The sequence below is a fragment of the Muriicola sp. genome, assembly GCF_049669965.1.
GTDB lineage: Bacteria > Bacteroidota > Bacteroidia > Flavobacteriales > Flavobacteriaceae > Muriicola.
Map to the genome: position 1 here is coordinate 25,758 of NZ_JBATLB010000083.1, position 17,923 is coordinate 43,680.

The following is a 17,923-nucleotide window of genomic DNA, read 5'->3' on the forward strand; positions in this document are numbered from 1 at the left end:
GAACTGTTTATTCTTTTTCTCAGATTACAAAAGGGTAAACCTGAATCCCGCATAATACATTCTTCCCATAATGGGTGCAAACACAATACTTGTATCAAAATACGCTCCAAAAGGGTCATCTGCGCTGACAATTGGATTATTTTGGGTAAAATTAGTGATATTTTCCAAACCCAGGTAAAGCTCCCATTGTCTTGAAAAAACCCTGGTTATCTGAGTATTCATTAGACTATAAGAGTTACTGAAGGCCGGCAATTGAAATTCTTCCGGACTTGTAGTGGTAGCAGGCAGCCTTTGACTACCTACTGTGTGCAGCGTATAATCGAAACGCCATTGGGCACCTTTATCACTTGGTGCACTAACATAACCCAGATTTGTGAAGAACCGATTCCTTGGCAGCAAAGGTCTTTGCAGCAGGCCCGTTTGGTATTGTGTTTTAACTTCATAATACTTATAAGCTGTCCTCAATTCAAGGTTCTTAAGAAGTGTATAATTGAATTCTAACTGAAAGCTGTTCGCATAGCTTTTGCCTTCAAGGTTGGAAAATGAAATCTCCAATGGATTTTCCCAGTCTACCACCACTTGCTCCCTGAAGGAGGTACGATAAAAGTCGGCCGATATATTTCCACTTCTGTTGGCAAGGGTAAAACCCTGTAATAAGCTAATCCCGTAATTCCAGGCATCTTCAGGTTCGAATCCATAAATTTCACCATTGGTGTTTACTAGTTGTAGTTGCCTTGCCGTTGCAAATAATTGCTGATTCTCTGCAAAAATATTTGCGGCTCTCCGGCCTCTGCCAAATGAGGTTCGGACACTGGCTTTTGGCCAGGGCGCGTATCTGAGATGAAATCTGGGAGTGATAAATGTGCCTAGCAGATTGTGCGCATCTACCCGCACGCCTGCTGTAAAACTTAAGGTTTCCAGGTCATCATAACTGTATTCAAAAAAAGAGCCCATAGACCTGTCTGTTCTATCAAACAGCAGCTGGTTTACCTGTTCATTATACCCATCATAAGAAGCATTTAAACCGGTCTTAAACTTGTGTTGTGTGTTTCCCAAAATAGAATTAAAAATAAGATTGACATACGCACTTTCATGCTCAATATCATAACTATTCAAACCAAAATAAGAATCCTGGTTATGGCTGCTGAATGCTACCTGAAATCCCAGGCTTTGAAAAGGTAATGCCGGAAATACGTATCCTAATTTTATGGATGAGTCAAAACGCTTGGTATCTATTTCACTTCCCCAGGAATTGGTTGTGAATCGATCTGTTTCCGGAATAAAGTTAGCTTGCCCTACTTGTTTTTCATCTTGCAGGAAACGCAGATTGATAAAACTAACCCATCCTTTTTCGGGATTCTGATATTGCCATCTGTTAAGGATGTTTATCTGATTTGCTAGTGGGGCATCTAAAAAACCATCTCCATTATCGTCTATCTTAGTATCCCTTCTATTTCCGTGCAGATAAAGGCCCGTACTCCATTTTTCTGATACTTTCTGATTTAGATGGGTGTTAAACTCCAAACGGCCATTTCTATTGGCATATGCATTTACAAATAGAACAGGGTCTGTATAGGGTTTCACCAGCTCTGTATTGATCTGGCCCGATATACTTTCAGAGCCGTTAATGACACTTCCTGCGCCTTTAGTGATCTGTATGCTCTCTATCCAGGTCCCCGGGGTAAATGTGAGTCCATATGCCTGGGAAGCACCTCTTACCATAGGGATATTTTCCTGGGTGATAAGCAGATACGGACTTGTTAAGCCCAACATCTGTATTTGCTTGGTGCCAGTTAGGGCATCGGAAAAATTAACGTCAATGGCCGGATTGGTCTCAAAACTTTCAGACAAATTACAGCAAGCTGCTTTCAATAATTCTGCACTATTAATAATAACAACATTCTGCGTATTAAGGAATGTTTTCTGCAGGGCATCCCTTTTTTTTACGACCTCAACTTCATTTAATTCATTAGAGGGTAATAGCGTATGCTCTAAATTGCCCGGAGCTGTAATTTTTAAAGTGTCCGAACGAAACCCGATATAACTGATGATCAGCGATGAGTAGGCTTTATCATATCGAATGGTAAAAGTGCCGTCTTCTATGGTTACAGTCCCAATTTGGGAGTCACTCCAGTAAACATTTGCCCCTTGAAGCGGCCTCAAATTTTGTTCGCTGTCTTGGGCATAAACAGTACCGGTCACTCTTTCCTGTGCTACAAGAACTAAAGAACATTGTATAAAAAGAAAAATAAATAAACGCCACTGATGCTTCATAGCCCAATTTTAAATCTGGAATTTTTAAAATTACGATTAATCTGATTCTCACTAAGAGATTCTTCAAAGATCCTTTTTTCACTGAAAAGAATAGGATGATTAGACTGGTTTCCTTTTATATCTTTGCAAAAAAATTAGTATGAATTCTTTATTAGAATCGAAGGTAATTGCCATTTTAAATAGAAAAGGACAGTCGGTCAATACTCGTCTTCAGGAAGTATGTGAGATGCTTAAGGCGGAAATTTCCTACTATGACTGGGTTGGGTTTTACTTCCGCAATGGAGATAAGGAAGAGTTAAAGTTAGGACCTTATGCGGGTGCTCCTACAGACCATACCATTATTCCGTTTGGAAAAGGCATCTGTGGGCAGGTGGCCGTTAGCAATGCCAATTTTGTTGTTCCCGATGTGTCTGCACAAGACAATTACATTGCCTGCAGTATTACCGTGAAGGCAGAGATTGTGGTTCCACTCTTTGTAAATGGAAAGAATATAGGTCAGATAGATATAGATTCTAATACTTCCGATCCTTTTACAGAAGCAGATGAAAGATTTCTTGAATTCGTAAACCTGGAGGTCTCCAAAATTCTTTAAAACTTTCCTTTTTTGTTGATAAGACCTGCCAATTCATAGCTGCTAAAAAAGTACCTTTGAATTCTTAATCTTTGCACTAAAATCTATTCGAATGGGCACCGCGAAAAAAGCTACTTCTGCACTTATTTCTGTCTTTCACAAAGACGGATTAGAACCAATCGTTAAAAAATTCCAGGAATTAGGTATTACCATGTATTCTACGGGAGGCACCGAAGCGTTTATAAGGTCACTAGGGCTCGATGTAGTACCCGTGGAGGAAGTAACCAGCTATCCTTCCATTCTGGGTGGCCGGGTTAAGACCCTGCACCCCAAAGTGTTTGGGGGCATCCTTAACAGACAGGACAACGACGGAGATATTGCCCAATTGGAGGAATTCAATATTCCGCAATTAGATATTGTGATCGTTGACCTATATCCCTTCGAAAAAACGGTGGCGTCCGGGGCTACGGAACAAGAGATCATCGAAAAGATAGACATTGGCGGAATATCGCTGATCAGGGCAGCGGCTAAAAACTTTAAAGACGTGCTTTGTGTTTCTTCCATGGAAGATTACAAGGACTTTCTAGACCTTCTCACAAAAGGGGCAGGAACAACTAACGCGGAACAACGAAGACATTATGCAGCAAAAGCCTTTAATGTTTCCTCACATTATGATACGGCCATTTTCAACTACTTTAATCAAGGACATGAATTGGCGGCCCTGAAGATTAGTGAGACCCAGGGCAAGGTTCTCCGATATGGGGAAAACCCACATCAAAAAGGATTCTTTTTCGGTGATTTTGATGCCATGTTCACCAAACTTCACGGAAAGGAATTGTCGTATAATAACCTGCTCGATGTAGATGCTGCCGTAAACCTCATGGGGGAATTTCAACATGATGATCCTACTTTTGCCATTCTGAAACACAACAATGCCTGTGGCCTGGCTACCAGAGATACGCTTCACCAGGCTTATGTGGATGCCCTTGCGGGCGACCCTGTTTCCGCCTTTGGAGGGATCCTTATTAGCAACCGGGAAATAGATGCCAAAACAGCCACAGAGATCCATCAGTTATTTTGTGAAGTGGTGATAGCCCCTTCCTATTCCAGGGAAGCGTTGGAGATCCTAAAGGGCAAGAAGAATCGAATTATCTTAGTACAAAAGGAGGTTGCACTACCCGAAACCATTGTGAGAACCTGTTTAAATGGTGTATTGGTCCAGGAAAAGGACCATGTGACAGATACCCGGGAAGCCTTGCAATATGTAACCAGTAAAAAGCCATCGGAACGCGAACTCCAGGATCTGATCTTTGCATCCAAGTTATGTAAGCATACAAAATCGAATACCATAGTCCTGGCCAAGAACCGCCAATTGTGTGCCAGTGGTACAGGGCAGACCTCCAGGGTAGACGCACTTAACCAGGCAATTCATAAGGCACAATCGTTTAAGTTCGATCTGAATGGTGCCGTAATGGCGAGTGACGCCTTCTTTCCCTTTCCCGATTGTGTAGAGATCGCACATACAAATGGAATTACCTCGGTGATACAACCGGGAGGGTCCATTAAGGATCAATTAAGCGTAGATTACTGCAATGAAAATGAAATTGCAATGGTAATGACAGGTACACGTCATTTTAAACATTAATTTTACTACTTTTGACGATGAAATACACCCGTTTATCTAAACCAAACTAAACAATCATAATGGGATTTTTTGATTTTTTAACTGAGGAGATTGCTATCGACCTTGGAACGGCTAATACCCTGATCATACATAATGATAAAGTGGTAGTAGATAGTCCTTCTATCGTTGCCAGAGACAGAATTACAGGAAAGATCATTGCAGTAGGGAGGGAAGCCAGCCAAATGCAGGGGAAAACACATGAAAATATAAAGACTATCCGCCCTTTAAAGGATGGGGTTATTGCTGATTTTGATGCCTCTGAAAAGATGATCAATATGTTCATCAAGAACATCCCGGCCTTAAAGAAAAAATGGTTCCCTCCTGCTTTGAGAATGGTGATCTGTATCCCCTCCGGAATTACAGAGGTGGAGATGCGTGCGGTAAAAGAGTCGGCAGAACGTGTAAACGGAAAAGAAGTCTATCTTATTCATGAACCTATGGCAGCAGCCATCGGGATAGGACTGGATATTATGCAGCCCAAGGGGAATATGATCGTAGATATTGGTGGTGGAACCACCGAGATCGCGGTGATTGCTCTGGGAGGAATTGTCTGCGACAAGTCGGTTAAAATCGCGGGTGATGTATTCACCAATGACATTATTTATTACATGCGTACCCAACACAATTTATATGTTGGGGAAACCACAGCAGAAAATATAAAGATCAAAATAGGTTCGGCTACGGAAGATTTACAATCGCCTCCGGACGACCTTTCTGTGCAGGGGAGAGACCTTCTTACAGGTAAGCCTAAACAAGTATCCATTTCGTTCAGAGAGATAGCCAAAGCTTTAGACAAGTCAATTTTACGTGTAGAAGATGCCGTCATGGAAACCTTGTCTCAAACTCCGCCCGAACTGGCGGCAGACATATACAACACCGGAATCTATTTGGCAGGTGGAGGGTCCATGTTAAGAGGCCTGGACAGAAGACTTTCTCAAAAAACAGACCTTCCTGTGTATATTGCAGAAGATCCTTTGAGAGCCGTTGTAAGGGGTACCGGTATAGCTCTTAAGAATTTAGAACGCTACAAAAGTATTCTCATCAAATAGTTCCTCAGTAGGTTCCCTTAAAGGCACTTACAGGTTCTTTTATGAAGGAGATGAGAGCATCCAATAGATAAAGTGAATGCAGCAGATTATCAACTTCATCCTTCGCAACAAGACCACGTTGCTTTATCTTTCCTTATTATTCTTAGGTCTGAGCCTAAGTATCCGCTCGCATTCCTATCACAGAGCCTTATTTTTTAATTCTTCCAATAGGATAACCGGTAGTATTTACAATACACAATCTAACATTTCTTCCTATTTCGATCTTAGGGAAGAAAATGAAAAACTGGTAGAAGAGAACACCCTTTTGCGTACACTGCTGTTCAATTCGGCAGAAAAAGAAGTACCCTCACTAAAAATAGATTCCTTTCCTTTTGAAGTGATCCCTGCTCAGATCATAAAAAATGATTTTGCACGCCGCAATAATTATATTACCATCAATAAAGGCTTGAGAGATGGAGTAGAGCAAGATATGGGGGTCATTACTTTCCAGGGTATTCTAGGGATTGTTGAGCAAACTTCTAGCAGATTTGCAGGGGTCCAAAGTATTTTAAACACAAAGTCGAACATCAACGCCAAGATTAAGAATACCAATAATTTTGGGTCCTTAAAGTGGGATACCAAGCGTTTTGATGTTGTACAATTGGAAGACATCCCCAGAATGGTACCCCTTAACATAGGCGATACCATTGTAACAGGTGCCATGTCTAGTATTTTTCCCGAAAACATCCCTATTGGGACCATCAAAAAGTTCGATCTGACTACTTCCCAAAGTTTTTACAATATTGATGTGGCCTTGTTTAACGACATGACCAACATTAAGCAGGTGTACATCATCAATAATAAAAATAGTGCCGAAATACGCAATTTGGAAGAAAGAATAAGCGATGACCAATAACGTATATCTTATAAATACCCTTAGGTTTTTGTTCCTGGTACTGGCGCAGGTATTGGTATTCAACAAATTGAATTTTATGGGATTCATCAATCCCATGATCTATATTTTGTTCTTGTATTGGTATCCTATAAAGCAACGCCGGGGCGTTTTTATCCTCATAAGTTTTTTACTTGGATTCTCCGTTGACGCTTTTTCCGACACCCTTGCCTTTCATACAACAGCTTGTATTACCATGGCGTATTTGAGACCTACCATTATGCGTTTTGTCTTTGGAGTAAACTATGAATTTCAAAGTTTTAAATTAACCAATAGCACTAAGGCACAACAAATTACATTTTTAGCGTTTCTTATAATAGGGCACCATACCATTTTCTTTTTGCTCGAAATTTTTAGTTTGGATCATTTGCTCTTACTTTTGAAAAAAATAGTATTTACCAGCGTAGGAACGCTCTTATTATGTGTTTTGATAACCTCGCTTTTTAGTGTAGAGAAAGAATGAAAAAGATATTACTTTCTTCCATCATTGTGATCATAGGGTTTACCTTTATAGGCAGGCTGTCCTATTTACAGATCTTTAGTTCTTCCTCCACACAGATCTTAGAAGACTCCGCAATCAAAGCCATTTACGATTATCCTGAACGAGGGTATATCTATGACAGAAACGGCGAGCTGCTGGTGGCCAACCAACCTGCCTACGATGTAATGGTTATTCCCAGGGAGGTACAACCCCTTGACACGCTTGAATTTTGTTCTCTCCTCGGTATTAACAAGACTGCGTTTACTGAAAAATTAAGGAAGGCCAGGGTATATTCTCCACGGCTACCCTCTGTATTGGTACCTCAGCTTTCCAAAGAAGACTACGCACGTCTTCAGGAAAAAATGAGGAAGTACGAAGGATTCTATATACAGAAGAGATCTCTTCGGTATTACGCCACGCATAGTGGTGCCAACGTCCTGGGCTATATTTCTGAAGTGAATGAGACCGATATCCAAAGGAATCCCTACTACAAACAAGGAGAACTTACAGGAAGGACCGGCATTGAAAAACAGTATGAAGACTACCTAAGAGGTACAAAGGGGGTAAAATACATTCAGAAAGACAGATTTAACCGAGCCATTGGCCCTTATAAGGACGGAAGCAAGGATACCCTGCCAGAACAGGGGAAGGAAATATACGTCACCCTGGACAAGGTCTTACAAGAGTATGGAGAACGACTAATGAATGGAAAACGAGGTGGTATAGTGGCCATTGAGCCCAACTCCGGAGAGATCCTGGCCTTAATCTCAGGACCTACCTATGACCCGGCCTTATTAGTGGGCAGGGAACGTTCTAAGAACTATAGCAAACTACATTACGATACCATCTCCAAACCTACCTGGGACAGGGCACTTCTCGCACAGCCATCTCCAGGCTCGCCTTTTAAAACACTCAATGCGCTTATCGCATTGCAGGAAGGGGTGATGACCCCACAGACCACCATACAGTGTTACAATGGTTTTTACGTAGGCAACAAGAAAAGAGGATGTCATTGCGGCGGCGGATTGAGAAACATGAATTCTGGGATCTACAAATCGTGTAACGCCTATTTTGCAGGGACGTTCAGAAAGATCTATGACAAATATCCCACCACTGATGAAGGGATGGATGTATGGGAGAAACATGTCAAAAGCTTCGGCTTAGGGGATTTTTTGGGATACGACCTCCCAACAGGACGAAAAGGCAGGGTACCCAATAAGGCCTATTACGACAGAGTATACGGAGATAACAGATGGGCTTCTTCCTATATTATATCTAATGCCATAGGACAAGGCGAGGTATCGGCTACGCCCATCCAGCTTGCAAACATGACCGCCGCCATCTCCAACAGAGGGTTTTATTATACGCCTCATATTATTAAAAAGATCTCCGGTGATCCTATAGATAATGAAAAATATACAACTCCGCATTATACTACTATTGAGAAACAGTACTTCGATCCAATTGTTGAGGGCATGGCTGATGTCTATACCAAAGGAACAGCCAAGTGGCTGCAGGTACCGGGTATAACGATCGCTGGTAAGACGGGAACAGTAGAAAATTTCACAAAGATCAACGGGGTACGAACCCAGCTGACAGATCATTCCGTATTTGTGGCCTTCGCCCCTGTAGATAATCCAAAAATTGCCCTTGCTGTATATATTGAACATGGGTATTATGGCGCCAGGTATGCAGGTCATATCGCTTCATTACTTATCGAAAAATACCTTAAAGGCGAGATTACACGCACGGATCTTGAAAAACGAATGCTCGATAAAACCCTGGAAGCAGAATATGCAAAACCTTACAGTGGGGAGGAGTTCAAGATAAACGAATATGTCTGGTAAAAGCGTTCTAAAAAGGGTAGACTGGTTAACCGTTTTTATCTTTTTAATGCTCATCTCCATTGGATGGCTCAACATCTATTCCAGCACATTTACCGAAGGGGGTTCTTCCTCAATTTTTGATTTTAGCGAACTGTACGGCAAGCAACTATTTTTTATGGGTGTTAGTTTAATCGCCGCTTTTATCTTCCTGTCTCTGGAGGCCCATTTTTATGAACGTTTCTCCAGTCTGCTTTACATTATAACCATGGTATTGCTCCTGGGACTCTTTCTTTTTGGAAAGACCATTGCCGGAGCTACCTCCTGGTATAATCTTGGATTTTTTAATTTACAACCTTCCGAACTTGCCAAGTTTACAACCGCCCTGGCCCTGGCCAAATACCTAAGTGATATACAGACCGATATTAAGCGCGTTAAAGATCAGCTTTTTGCCTTGTTGATCATCCTTATCCCGGCCTTGCTTATTATCCCTCAGCCAGATCCAGGAAGCGCCCTGGTTTTTATGGCCCTGGTATTTGTACTCTTTAGGGAAGGCTTTCCTTTGTTCTATTTAGGTATAGCCCTATTGGCTGTTTTGATCTTTATTACCACTCTCATGTTTGGGACCATTTGGATTAGTATCAGCCTTGCCCTGATCATTGCCACCTTTCTCTTGGTAAAGAAAGCCAGCTTTAAAGTGCCCCTTTTGCCCCTGAGCCTTTTCTTTATAATTGCCGTGGTATTTTCACTATCGGTTAATTTTGTTTTTGAAAATGTTTTTGAACAAAGGCATCGCGACCGTTTTAGTCTCTGGCTTCGACTTGAAAAAGATCCTGAGAAGTTAGATGAGATTAGAAAAACCATAGGCTATAACACCTACCAGTCTGAAAAGGCGATCGAATCCGGAGGAGGTTTTGGAAAGGGATTTTTAGAAGGGACAAGAACTAAAGGCGACTTTGTCCCGGAACAACATACCGATTATATTTTTAGCACCGTTGGGGAAGAATGGGGATTTGTAGGTACCGCAACCGTAGTAATACTATTTACCATCTTGCTGCTGCGACTGGTGCATCTTGCAGAACGACAGAAAAATGATTTTAGCAGGATGTATGGCTATGGTGTCATATCCATTTTACTGATCCATTATTTTATCAATGTAGGAATGGTTACCGGGATCCTTCCCACCATAGGAATCCCTTTGCCCTTTTTTAGCTACGGTGGCTCGGCCTTACTCGGCTTTACTGCCTTGCTTTTTATTTTCTTAAAGCTCGATGCGAACAGACTGAATGAATGGCATTAATACCGCCAACCCGATTGGTTAATTCCACTTTCTATTAAAACTTCCTCTTCATCGGCAAGGCTATAGAAAAAATCAATTCCCGTTTTTTCTTCGATAAGATCGATAGGAACCTCAAATTCACTCAATGACCTGTCTGTTTCCTGATGCGGTATCAGAAATGCAATGGTATCCAGATCCCCCGGGGTACCTCTGACGATTATCTTGTAAAACGTATCTGGGACACCTACCGACTCATACCCTATGGAAGGTAATCCCTTTTTTAAAACTCCCCCGGTGATCACATAAAGAGAATCATACTTTTTCGCCCATTGCCTAACCCGCATCTCCAGGCGGTTCCAAACACCGGCATTAAAATCTCGTTTCATAGTGCTAATATTGCTGGTGTAGAAAGTTTCGTTATAAGCCAATTCAGAAAACCTGCGATCCCCAGCCGGACATAGATGGCCTCTGTCATAGCCAGAATTCTTATAATTCCTCCAATCTGCAGAATGTGTAGCTATTTTGGGATCCTCAATAAAATAGGGTCGTTTACGATCGTCTGAGGTAAGTTGAGATCGCTTTAAGCCATAAACCACCCATTCTGCCTGTTCTTCATTTTCATTATAGGACAGCCCATAATACGTATGAAAAATCTGCGTATTCGTGGTTGAAGTTGGAAGAATATAGGAAGGGATTGTGCTTCCTACCTCACCTACCTCTGCCTTGGAATTCGTTGGCCAGAAGATATTTTCAATCCCCCAGAAAAGAATTATGGCCGTTATAAGCAAGACCAAATAAATTAGACGGTCTTTTTTTGCTGATCTCATAAGGTAGTTGCAGGGTGATTTTTGAATCTGCTAAAATACAGCAATTTTAAAGAGGATGTCCTACCTTTATGCTGTAAGGATAAAGGAAATAATACGACTACTCCTTGTATAGATTAACTAATAATTCAATAGAAAGAAAGAACAATATGCTCACTTGGAAAGATGTTATTCATTATGCGGTTAGTGGCAATCCTACTCCAGACAGGAGGGTTGAAAAAACAGAAGCCGAATGGAAGGAAATTTTAAGTCCGGAACAATATAGGATCACCCGGCAAAAAGGCACAGAATCTCCGCATTCCGGAGCGCTTTGCAGTATCTATGAGGCAGGAAAATACGCTTGTATCTGTTGTGGTACACCCCTTTTTGATTCAACCATAAAATTTGATTCGGGAACGGGTTGGCCCAGTTTTACACAGCCCATAGAAGCCAATGCCATTCAGTATAAGAAAGACGGCTCTTACGGAATGGTAAGGGTAGAGGTGATGTGCAATACCTGTGATGCCCATTTGGGTCATGTTTTCCCCGATGGTCCTGAACCTACAGGCTTGCGATATTGTATTAATTCTGAGTCGATGGAACTCCTAAAAGAAGTGAAGGTCAATGAGTAATCCTGCCTATAAAATTGCCACCGTTGGTGGCGGATGTTTCTGGTGTACAGAAGCAGTTTTTCAAGAAGTAAAGGGAATTATAAAAGTAGTTTCCGGTTATACCGGAGGAAGGGCACCTGGAAGACCTACCTACAGGGAAGTCTGTTCGGGTTTAACCGGGCATGCAGAGGTAGTACAGATCACTTTCGATCCGGCTTTGATCTCATACCGCGACTTGCTGGTTATCTTTATGACCACCCACGATCCTACCACTCTGAATCGTCAGGGAGGCGATGTGGGGACCCAATACAGATCAGTGATCTATTACCACAATGACGAACAGCGGCAAACGGCAGAGTTAGTCCTTGCAGAATTAAAAGATTCTTTTGACGCTCCGATTGTGACAGAGGTTAGTCCGCTATCTACTTTTTACGAAGCAGAAGAATACCATCAGGACTATTACAGGAACAATTCTTCCCAAGGATATTGTAGTTTTGTGATCTCTCCAAAACTCACTAAACTGCGGAAGCAGCATGCAGATAAACTCAACAGCGCTTAACAAGCGTATGATAACAATAAAAAAAGGCCCTATGATCATAGGGCCTTTTTTTATTTACTTATGTATTTTATCCCTTTACATGGGCCAATTTCTCATTTTTGATATTATTGAGCTTTAAATCCCTCAGCACATTGATAGCTTCTTCAATATAAACGTCCTTGGATAGGTTAATATGCCAGCGATTTCTTTTTTCTCTCAAGACAGAGTCCTTAGTGAACAACTCTTGCTCGTACTTTAAGGATTCGAATGTAAGTTTAGAATCGTATTCTGAAAGTTTTTTAAAGTAATCAGACTTCTCTCTGCTTTCTTTATCTCTTGCTTTGTAAAGATCATAGTTTAAAGGCATAGAGGTTTCATCTTGTTGTTCCTTTAACCATTTTGCGTTTTCTTCAATAAGCTCTATCTGCGGATTAGAGGCAATTCTTTTATTGCTTTCTTCCAGGGTCTTTTCAAAATCGATATACCCATCCCATACCTTGTAATTGGCAGCATCTATCTTATCCCAGTTCAGGGCATTGGCCTGGCCTTTTTCACCAAGAACGATATAGCGATATCGGTCTGGAATAACCACATCACTTTTTACACCCTCCAATTGGTTAGATTCTCCGTTGACGCGGTAGAACTTCTGAATGGTCACTTTAATGGCGCCAAGGTCTCCGTATTCGTTTACATGCACAACATTCTCCAAAGGATACATGGTTTGTACAGTTCCTTTACCAAAAGTTTGGTTGCTTCCAATTATAATGGCTCTTTTATAATCTTGCATGGCTGCAGCAAGGATCTCTGAGGCCGAGGCAGAAAATTCATTTACAAGTATTACTAAGGGGCCATCCCATTGGATGCGTTCATCCTTATCCTCATAGACCATTTTATCATTGTCTGAGGCACGTACCTGCACTACCGGCCCGTCCTTAATGAATAACCCGGCCATATCAATGGCGGTTCTCAGGGATCCTCCTCCATTATCACGAAGGTCAAGGATCAAACCTTCCATTCCTTCTTCTTTTAAACGCTCAATTTCTTTAGCTACATCACTGGCAGCATTTCTGTCTGCGTAATCTTTAAAGTCTGCGTAAAATCCTGGAAGGGAGATCAACCCAAATTTTTCATCTTTTTTGATCACTTTGGCCGATTTGGCATATGATTCTTCAATCTCTACCACGTCTCTTACAATGGCCACTTCCTCAATGGTGCCATCTACTTTACGCACTGTTAAGTTTACGGTGGTACCTTTAGGACCTTTAATTAGTTTTACTGCATCATCCAGCGGCATGCCCACAATGTTAACAGGAGTTTCATTGGCCTGCCCTACTTTGATGATCTCGTCTCCTACTTCCAATAATTGTCCGCGCCATACCGGGCCTCCGGAAATTATTTCAACGATTTTAGCTCCTTCGGGTTCTGGCTGAAGACGAGCTCCGATTCCTTCAAATCTACCGGATATCTGTCTGTCAAAATAGTCTTTATCCTCTGGTGCAAAATAGGCAGTATGGGGGTCGAACTTATCTACGATGGTATTGATGAATTGTACAAAACGATCCTTGCGCTCCAGGTTATCTACGAAGTCAAAAAATTCCTTTAAGGTATTGCGCGTAACATCTCTGGATTCTTTTTCTACCTGTGCCATGGAGAGCGAGGTATAATCAGGATCATCCTTTTTCTTTTCGATCTCATCCTTCAATTTAGTATCGAAGGTATTAAGGGTCCAGAATTTTAGTTGTTTTCTCCATCGTTCCTTGAGTTCTGCCTTGGAACTGGTAAAGGGCCTTTTATCGTAGTCAGAATTGATGCTTTCTTCTATTGTATAGTCAAAAGGCTCATCTAAGACTTCGTCTATAATCACTTTTACCTCATCCATACGCTGTATATAGCGCTCATGAACCAGGTTAAAGAAAGAAATATCAGTATTCTTTATCTGATCATCGATCTGAAATTTATATTGCTCAAAATCGCGTATATCTTCCGCCTGGAAATAACGTTTTGTCGGATCTAGTACATCTATAAAATCTTCAAAAACACTAACAGAAAAATCATCATTTATGTCTTTGGGAGCATAATGACCTTTTTCAAGTATATAAGTGATGATGTCTAATAATAATTTGTCCTTATCATTGTTCTCAAAGGTCTTATTGGTAAAACTACAAGACGCAACGGCAATAAGAACGGCTAAAAAGCCTAACACAAGATTCTTTTTCATGTATGTATTTTTTTCATTCGGGTCCAGACATCAACATGGAATGCCCTCAATACCAACTCTTCATTAATGTAATCAATTCCCTAAGATATAGAAAAAACCATGCCATAAAACCCCCTTGGCTATAATTTTTTGTTAAAGGCTATCCCGGCTAATCTTGAGTAAAAACGTATTTTTACGCTCAAAAGTATGTGGCATGAGCAAACCTTTGATCCTGGTAACCAATGATGATGGAATAACAGCTCCCGGCTTGCGCGCCCTTGTAAAGAGTATGCAGGAAATTGGAGAGGTAGTTGTGGTTGCCCCAGATAGCCCACAATCTGGTATGGGCCATGCTATTACCCTCGATAATACACTCTATTCTAAAAGAGTGGTTATCGATACTGCAGAAGACGCTGCCAAAGAATACAGCTGCAGTGGTACCCCGGCAGATTGTGTAAAACTGGCCCTGCAGGAGTTATTAGACAGAAGACCCGATATTTGCGTGAGTGGTATCAATCACGGATCTAATGCCTCTATTAATGTAATTTATTCGGGTACCATGAGTGCCGCCATTGAAGCAGGGATAGAGGGGATCCCCGCCATTGGATTTTCGCTTTGCGATTATTCATGGGAAGCCAATTTTGCTCCTGCCCAGGAAGCCATCAAAAAAATAGTGTCGGAAGCGCTTCAAAATGGCATTCCTAAAGGAGTTGTTCTCAATGTAAATATTCCCAAAACCACGCAGGGTGGTATACAGGGTATAAGGATATGCAGACAAGCACGCGCCAACTGGAAGGAAAAATTTGACAAACGCACCAATCCATCCGGGAAGGACTATTATTGGTTAACCGGCGAATTTCAGCTGCTGGATAAGGGAGAGGATACGGATGAATGGGCCTTATCCCAAGGGTATATTTCCGTGGTGCCTACACAATTTGATCTAACGGCACATCATGCCATACAAGATATTAATACCTGGAATTTAAATGAATACTAAAAAAGAAGTGATCACAGGGTTTGTTGTAGGAATAATTGCCAACGTCATTGGCACCCTGCTCTATATACTTTTATTTTCGGACATGGGGATAACTGAAACTTTTGAAGTAGCTCAATCTCAGGGATATATTGGTAGCTTACTGGCACTGGGAGCAATTCTCAATCTGCTTGCCTTTTTTGCCTTCTTACGGATTAGAAGAGACCAACGAGCAAAAGGAGTTTTGGTAGCAACCTTGCTCACGGCCCTGATCATATTGTACTACAAGGTATTTTAAGATGAAATATTACATCATAGCCGGGGAGGCATCTGGCGATCTACATGGGTCTAACCTTATCAAAGCACTTCGAAAAGAAGATGCTGAGGCCAACATACGTTGTTGGGGCGGAGATCTGATGGAAAAGGCTGGCGGAACGCTAGCGATGCACTATAAAGAACTTGCCTTTATGGGTTTTTTGGAAGTGGTAGTAAATCTTCGGAAGATCTTTAAAAACATAGCCTTTTGTAAGGACGATATAGCCCTTTTTAAGCCAGATGTAGTACTATTCATTGATTTCTCTGGTTTTAATCTGCGGATAGCCGCCTGGGCCAAACAAAAGGGTTATCGCACCAATTACTATATCTCCCCTCAGGTTTGGGCCTCAAGGGAAGGAAGGATCCACAAGATCAAAGCTTCTATAGATAGCATGTATGTGATCCTACCCTTTGAAAAGCAATTCTATGAGGAGAAACACAATTTTCCCGTGAATTTTGTGGGCCACCCATTACTGGATGCCATTGAATCTAAAGCACCCGTAGAAGCTGCTGAGTTTAGAAAAGAACACGGCCTGGATCCCCATAAGAAGATCATTGCTTTGTTACCCGGAAGCCGCAAACAGGAAGTAGAAAAGATGTTGGCAGTAATGCTTTCCGTAACCCCTTCATTTCCGGAATATCAGTTTGTCATCGCCGGAGCCCCAAGTTTGGACAATTCTTTTTACGATCATTTTCTGAAAAATGCGCAAGTTCATTACGTAACTAACCAAACCTATGCGTTGTTGAGTTGCGCCCATGCGGCATTAGTTACCAGTGGCACCGCCACCCTCGAAACGGCCCTTTTTAAAGTGCCACAAGTAGTTTGTTATAAAGGAAGCTGGGTATCTTACCAAATAGCGAAACGAATTATTACCCTTACATATATTTCGTTAGTGAACCTTATTATGGACAGAGAAGTGGTCGTAGAACTAATTCAAGATAAGCTCACTACAAAAGCACTTAAAGAGGAATTAAACGCTATTCTTTCCGGTCCAAAACGAGAGACAATTATAAAAGATTACAAGATCCTGGAGCAAAAATTAGGCGGGACCGGAGCCAGCGAAACTGCCGCAAAAATGATCGTGGCGTCCTTAAAAAGCACCAAATAGTAAACGGATTTCCTATCTAAGCATGATACGAGCTACCCGGCACCTTCATTGTTGGTGCAAGCCAACTTCAGAAATAATCCTTAATTTTGATGAAAGGACGCTCCTATCTTCCTGACCTATGACGAATAAAATCCTTATGGCTGCCCTTTGTTTCAGCATCCTTTCTTGCGGAGTGGTTAAGAAAAAGACTTCTTACGGAAGTCAGCGTAAAATCACGGTAGAAGCTGAGGATAATTCAACCCACGAGGGAGAAGAAGCTGATGAAGAAGAACATCTCAGTGGTGAAATTGCGGAGGAGTTTACCATTCTGGAAAAGTCAGAGGATATTATTGATACCGCACTTAGTTTTTCAGGGGTACGATATAAATATGGCGGAACTTCACGCAAAGGGATCGATTGTTCTGGTTTATTGTACGTTTCTTTTTTGGAGCACGACATCTATCTGCCACGGATATCTTTCTACATGGCAAATGAAGGAAAGCGCATTGATCTTACCGAAGTTACCAAAGGGGACCTGTTATTCTTTACCACCTCAAAACGCAGGAAAAGAATAAATCACGTGGGTCTTGTAGTGGACATTGAGGGAGAAGATATCAAATTTATACATGCCACCACCTCCAGGGGGGTGATTGTCTCTTCTCTGAATGAAGGGTATTGGAATTATGCTTTTGTAAAAGCCACACGGGTCTTATGAGATGAAACCTTTTGATTTTATCTCGGTAAAACTTTGTAGTGCCTTAATTCTTGGCATTCTTATAGGGCGCCTGCTCGAAATTTCAATTTTCTCCGCCTTTCTTATTTTAATTGTTTTCCTGTTCATACTATTATTGTTCTTGTTGTATGAACCCTATAGAACCGGGATCTACTTTGGCATATCTGCCTTCCTGGCCGCAAGTGTACTTGGCGTTTTAGTGGTGGCGCTTTCGCAACCAAGACTTTGGACAGATCATTATTCCAATACTCTTCTTAAGGAGGAACCATTATGGGAGTTGCGAGTAAGCAGAATGCTGAAATCTAATAGCTTTTCAGATCGGTTTTTATTGGATGTACGTACAGTGAATGGGAAGGCTTCCTCCGGCACCTTACTGGCCCGTATACGCAAAGACACCCATCTTATAACCTGTGAAGTAGATGACATACTCCTTTATAAGGGGCGTATTCATCCTATTTCTCCTCCAGCAAATCCGCATCAGTTTGCCTATGATACGTACATGGAAACCCTTGGGGTTTATCATCAGATAGAACTTACGGAAGACACCATTTTAAAAAGATTAAAGGGCAAACA

The 17,923-nt window shown here is 41.6% G+C and carries 17 protein-coding genes; 14 read left to right on the top strand and 3 right to left on the bottom strand.

Annotation, left to right across the window (positions count from 1 at the left end):
* Positions 1-24: 24 nt before the first annotated feature.
* Positions 25-2,274, bottom strand: a complete 2,250-nt coding sequence (locus tag WBM49_RS04570) for a TonB-dependent receptor (RefSeq protein ID WP_424370885.1) — start codon at positions 2,272-2,274, stop codon at positions 25-27.
* Between the two features lie 139 nt (positions 2,275-2,413).
* Here WBM49_RS04570 and WBM49_RS04575 point away from each other — a divergent pair, with 139 nt between their 5' ends.
* From WBM49_RS04575 to rodA, 7 genes are all read left to right on the top strand, one after another.
* Positions 2,414-2,866, top strand: a complete 453-nt coding sequence (locus tag WBM49_RS04575; RefSeq protein WP_424370886.1) for a GAF domain-containing protein — start codon at positions 2,414-2,416, stop codon at positions 2,864-2,866.
* A gap of 91 nt (positions 2,867-2,957) precedes the next feature.
* Positions 2,958-4,490, top strand: coding sequence for a bifunctional phosphoribosylaminoimidazolecarboxamide formyltransferase/IMP cyclohydrolase (gene purH / locus WBM49_RS04580; RefSeq protein ID WP_424370887.1), 1,533 nt, complete (start codon positions 2,958-2,960; stop codon positions 4,488-4,490).
* Positions 4,491-4,549: 59 nt separating this feature from the next.
* Positions 4,550-5,578 carry a rod shape-determining protein gene (locus tag WBM49_RS04585; RefSeq protein WP_424370888.1) on the top strand — a complete coding sequence of 343 codons (1,029 nt, stop codon included), beginning with the start codon at positions 4,550-4,552 and terminating at the stop codon, positions 5,576-5,578.
* Between the two features lie 76 nt (positions 5,579-5,654).
* The gene (mreC, locus tag WBM49_RS04590; RefSeq protein ID WP_424370889.1) at positions 5,655-6,473 is read left to right on the top strand and encodes a rod shape-determining protein MreC; all 819 of its coding nucleotides are present in this window, start codon (positions 5,655-5,657) and stop codon (positions 6,471-6,473) included.
* Entirely contained in the window at positions 6,463-6,972 is a 510-nt protein-coding gene (locus tag WBM49_RS04595) for a rod shape-determining protein MreD (protein WP_424370890.1), read from the top strand. The genes mreC and WBM49_RS04595 overlap by 11 nt, the downstream gene beginning before the upstream one ends.
* Positions 6,969-8,837, top strand: a complete 1,869-nt coding sequence (mrdA, locus tag WBM49_RS04600; RefSeq protein WP_424370891.1) for a penicillin-binding protein 2 — start codon at positions 6,969-6,971, stop codon at positions 8,835-8,837. Before WBM49_RS04595 ends, mrdA begins: the two co-directional genes overlap by 4 nt.
* Positions 8,827-10,113, top strand: coding sequence for a rod shape-determining protein RodA (gene rodA / locus WBM49_RS04605; RefSeq protein WP_424370892.1), 1,287 nt, complete (start codon positions 8,827-8,829; stop codon positions 10,111-10,113). Before mrdA ends, rodA begins: the two co-directional genes overlap by 11 nt.
* Here the strand turns inward: rodA and WBM49_RS04610 are convergent.
* Positions 10,110-10,919 carry a DNA/RNA non-specific endonuclease gene (locus tag WBM49_RS04610; protein ID WP_424370893.1) on the bottom strand — a complete coding sequence of 270 codons (810 nt, stop codon included), beginning with the start codon at positions 10,917-10,919 and terminating at the stop codon, positions 10,110-10,112. The genes rodA and WBM49_RS04610 overlap by 4 nt on opposite strands.
* 146 nt (positions 10,920-11,065) lie before the next feature.
* Here WBM49_RS04610 and msrB point away from each other — a divergent pair, with 146 nt between their 5' ends.
* Positions 11,066-11,527, top strand: a complete 462-nt coding sequence (msrB, locus tag WBM49_RS04615) for a peptide-methionine (R)-S-oxide reductase MsrB (RefSeq protein WP_424370894.1) — start codon at positions 11,066-11,068, stop codon at positions 11,525-11,527.
* On the top strand, positions 11,520-12,065 hold the full coding sequence (gene msrA / locus WBM49_RS04620; protein ID WP_424370895.1) for a peptide-methionine (S)-S-oxide reductase MsrA: 546 nt from the start codon (positions 11,520-11,522) through the stop codon (positions 12,063-12,065). Before msrB ends, msrA begins: the two co-directional genes overlap by 8 nt.
* A 67-nt stretch (positions 12,066-12,132) precedes the next feature.
* Here msrA and WBM49_RS04625 read toward each other — a convergent pair whose 3' ends face one another.
* Complete coding sequence (locus WBM49_RS04625) at positions 12,133-14,262, bottom strand: carboxy terminal-processing peptidase (protein ID WP_424370896.1); 2,130 nt, start codon at positions 14,260-14,262, stop codon at positions 12,133-12,135.
* Positions 14,263-14,455: 193 nt separating this feature from the next.
* On the opposite strand from WBM49_RS04625, the gene surE reads away from it, so the two are divergent.
* The 5 genes from surE to WBM49_RS04650 all read left to right on the top strand — a co-directional run.
* A complete protein-coding gene (surE, locus tag WBM49_RS04630; protein ID WP_424370897.1) occupies positions 14,456-15,238 on the top strand; it encodes a 5'/3'-nucleotidase SurE in 783 nt (260 codons plus the stop codon).
* Positions 15,228-15,512 (top strand): hypothetical protein, encoded by a 285-nt coding sequence (locus WBM49_RS04635; RefSeq protein WP_424370898.1) that lies wholly within the window; start codon positions 15,228-15,230, stop codon positions 15,510-15,512. Before surE ends, WBM49_RS04635 begins: the two co-directional genes overlap by 11 nt.
* Before the next feature lies 1 nt (position 15,513).
* Complete coding sequence (gene lpxB, locus WBM49_RS04640; protein ID WP_424370899.1) at positions 15,514-16,638, top strand: lipid-A-disaccharide synthase; 1,125 nt, start codon at positions 15,514-15,516, stop codon at positions 16,636-16,638.
* A 118-nt stretch (positions 16,639-16,756) separates the two neighbouring features.
* Positions 16,757-17,332, top strand: coding sequence for a C40 family peptidase (locus WBM49_RS04645; protein WP_424370900.1), 576 nt, complete (start codon positions 16,757-16,759; stop codon positions 17,330-17,332).
* Position 17,333: 1 nt separating this feature from the next.
* A partial coding sequence (locus WBM49_RS04650) for a DUF4131 domain-containing protein (RefSeq protein ID WP_424370901.1) occupies positions 17,334-17,923 on the top strand: 590 nt, incomplete at its 3' end.

Coding starts and splice junctions, on each gene's coding strand:
- mreC (WP_424370889.1), top strand. CDS start 5,655: ATGCAGCAGATTATCAACTTCATCCTTCGCAACAAGACCACGTTGCTT.
- WBM49_RS04595 (WP_424370890.1), top strand. CDS start 6,463: ATGACCAATAACGTATATCTTATAAATACCCTTAGGTTTTTGTTCCTG.
- purH (WP_424370887.1), top strand. CDS start 2,958: ATGGGCACCGCGAAAAAAGCTACTTCTGCACTTATTTCTGTCTTTCAC.
- lpxB (WP_424370899.1), top strand. CDS start 15,514: ATGAAATATTACATCATAGCCGGGGAGGCATCTGGCGATCTACATGGG.
- msrB (WP_424370894.1), top strand. CDS start 11,066: ATGCTCACTTGGAAAGATGTTATTCATTATGCGGTTAGTGGCAATCCT.
- mrdA (WP_424370891.1), top strand. CDS start 6,969: ATGAAAAAGATATTACTTTCTTCCATCATTGTGATCATAGGGTTTACC.
- WBM49_RS04585 (WP_424370888.1), top strand. CDS start 4,550: ATGGGATTTTTTGATTTTTTAACTGAGGAGATTGCTATCGACCTTGGA.
- WBM49_RS04575 (WP_424370886.1), top strand. CDS start 2,414: ATGAATTCTTTATTAGAATCGAAGGTAATTGCCATTTTAAATAGAAAA.
- WBM49_RS04610 (WP_424370893.1), bottom strand. CDS start 10,919: ATGAGATCAGCAAAAAAAGACCGTCTAATTTATTTGGTCTTGCTTATA.
- WBM49_RS04625 (WP_424370896.1), bottom strand. CDS start 14,262: ATGAAAAAGAATCTTGTGTTAGGCTTTTTAGCCGTTCTTATTGCCGTT.
- WBM49_RS04635 (WP_424370898.1), top strand. CDS start 15,228: ATGAATACTAAAAAAGAAGTGATCACAGGGTTTGTTGTAGGAATAATT.
- WBM49_RS04645 (WP_424370900.1), top strand. CDS start 16,757: ATGACGAATAAAATCCTTATGGCTGCCCTTTGTTTCAGCATCCTTTCT.
- surE (WP_424370897.1), top strand. CDS start 14,456: ATGAGCAAACCTTTGATCCTGGTAACCAATGATGATGGAATAACAGCT.
- rodA (WP_424370892.1), top strand. CDS start 8,827: ATGTCTGGTAAAAGCGTTCTAAAAAGGGTAGACTGGTTAACCGTTTTT.
- msrA (WP_424370895.1), top strand. CDS start 11,520: ATGAGTAATCCTGCCTATAAAATTGCCACCGTTGGTGGCGGATGTTTC.
- WBM49_RS04570 (WP_424370885.1), bottom strand. CDS start 2,274: ATGAAGCATCAGTGGCGTTTATTTATTTTTCTTTTTATACAATGTTCT.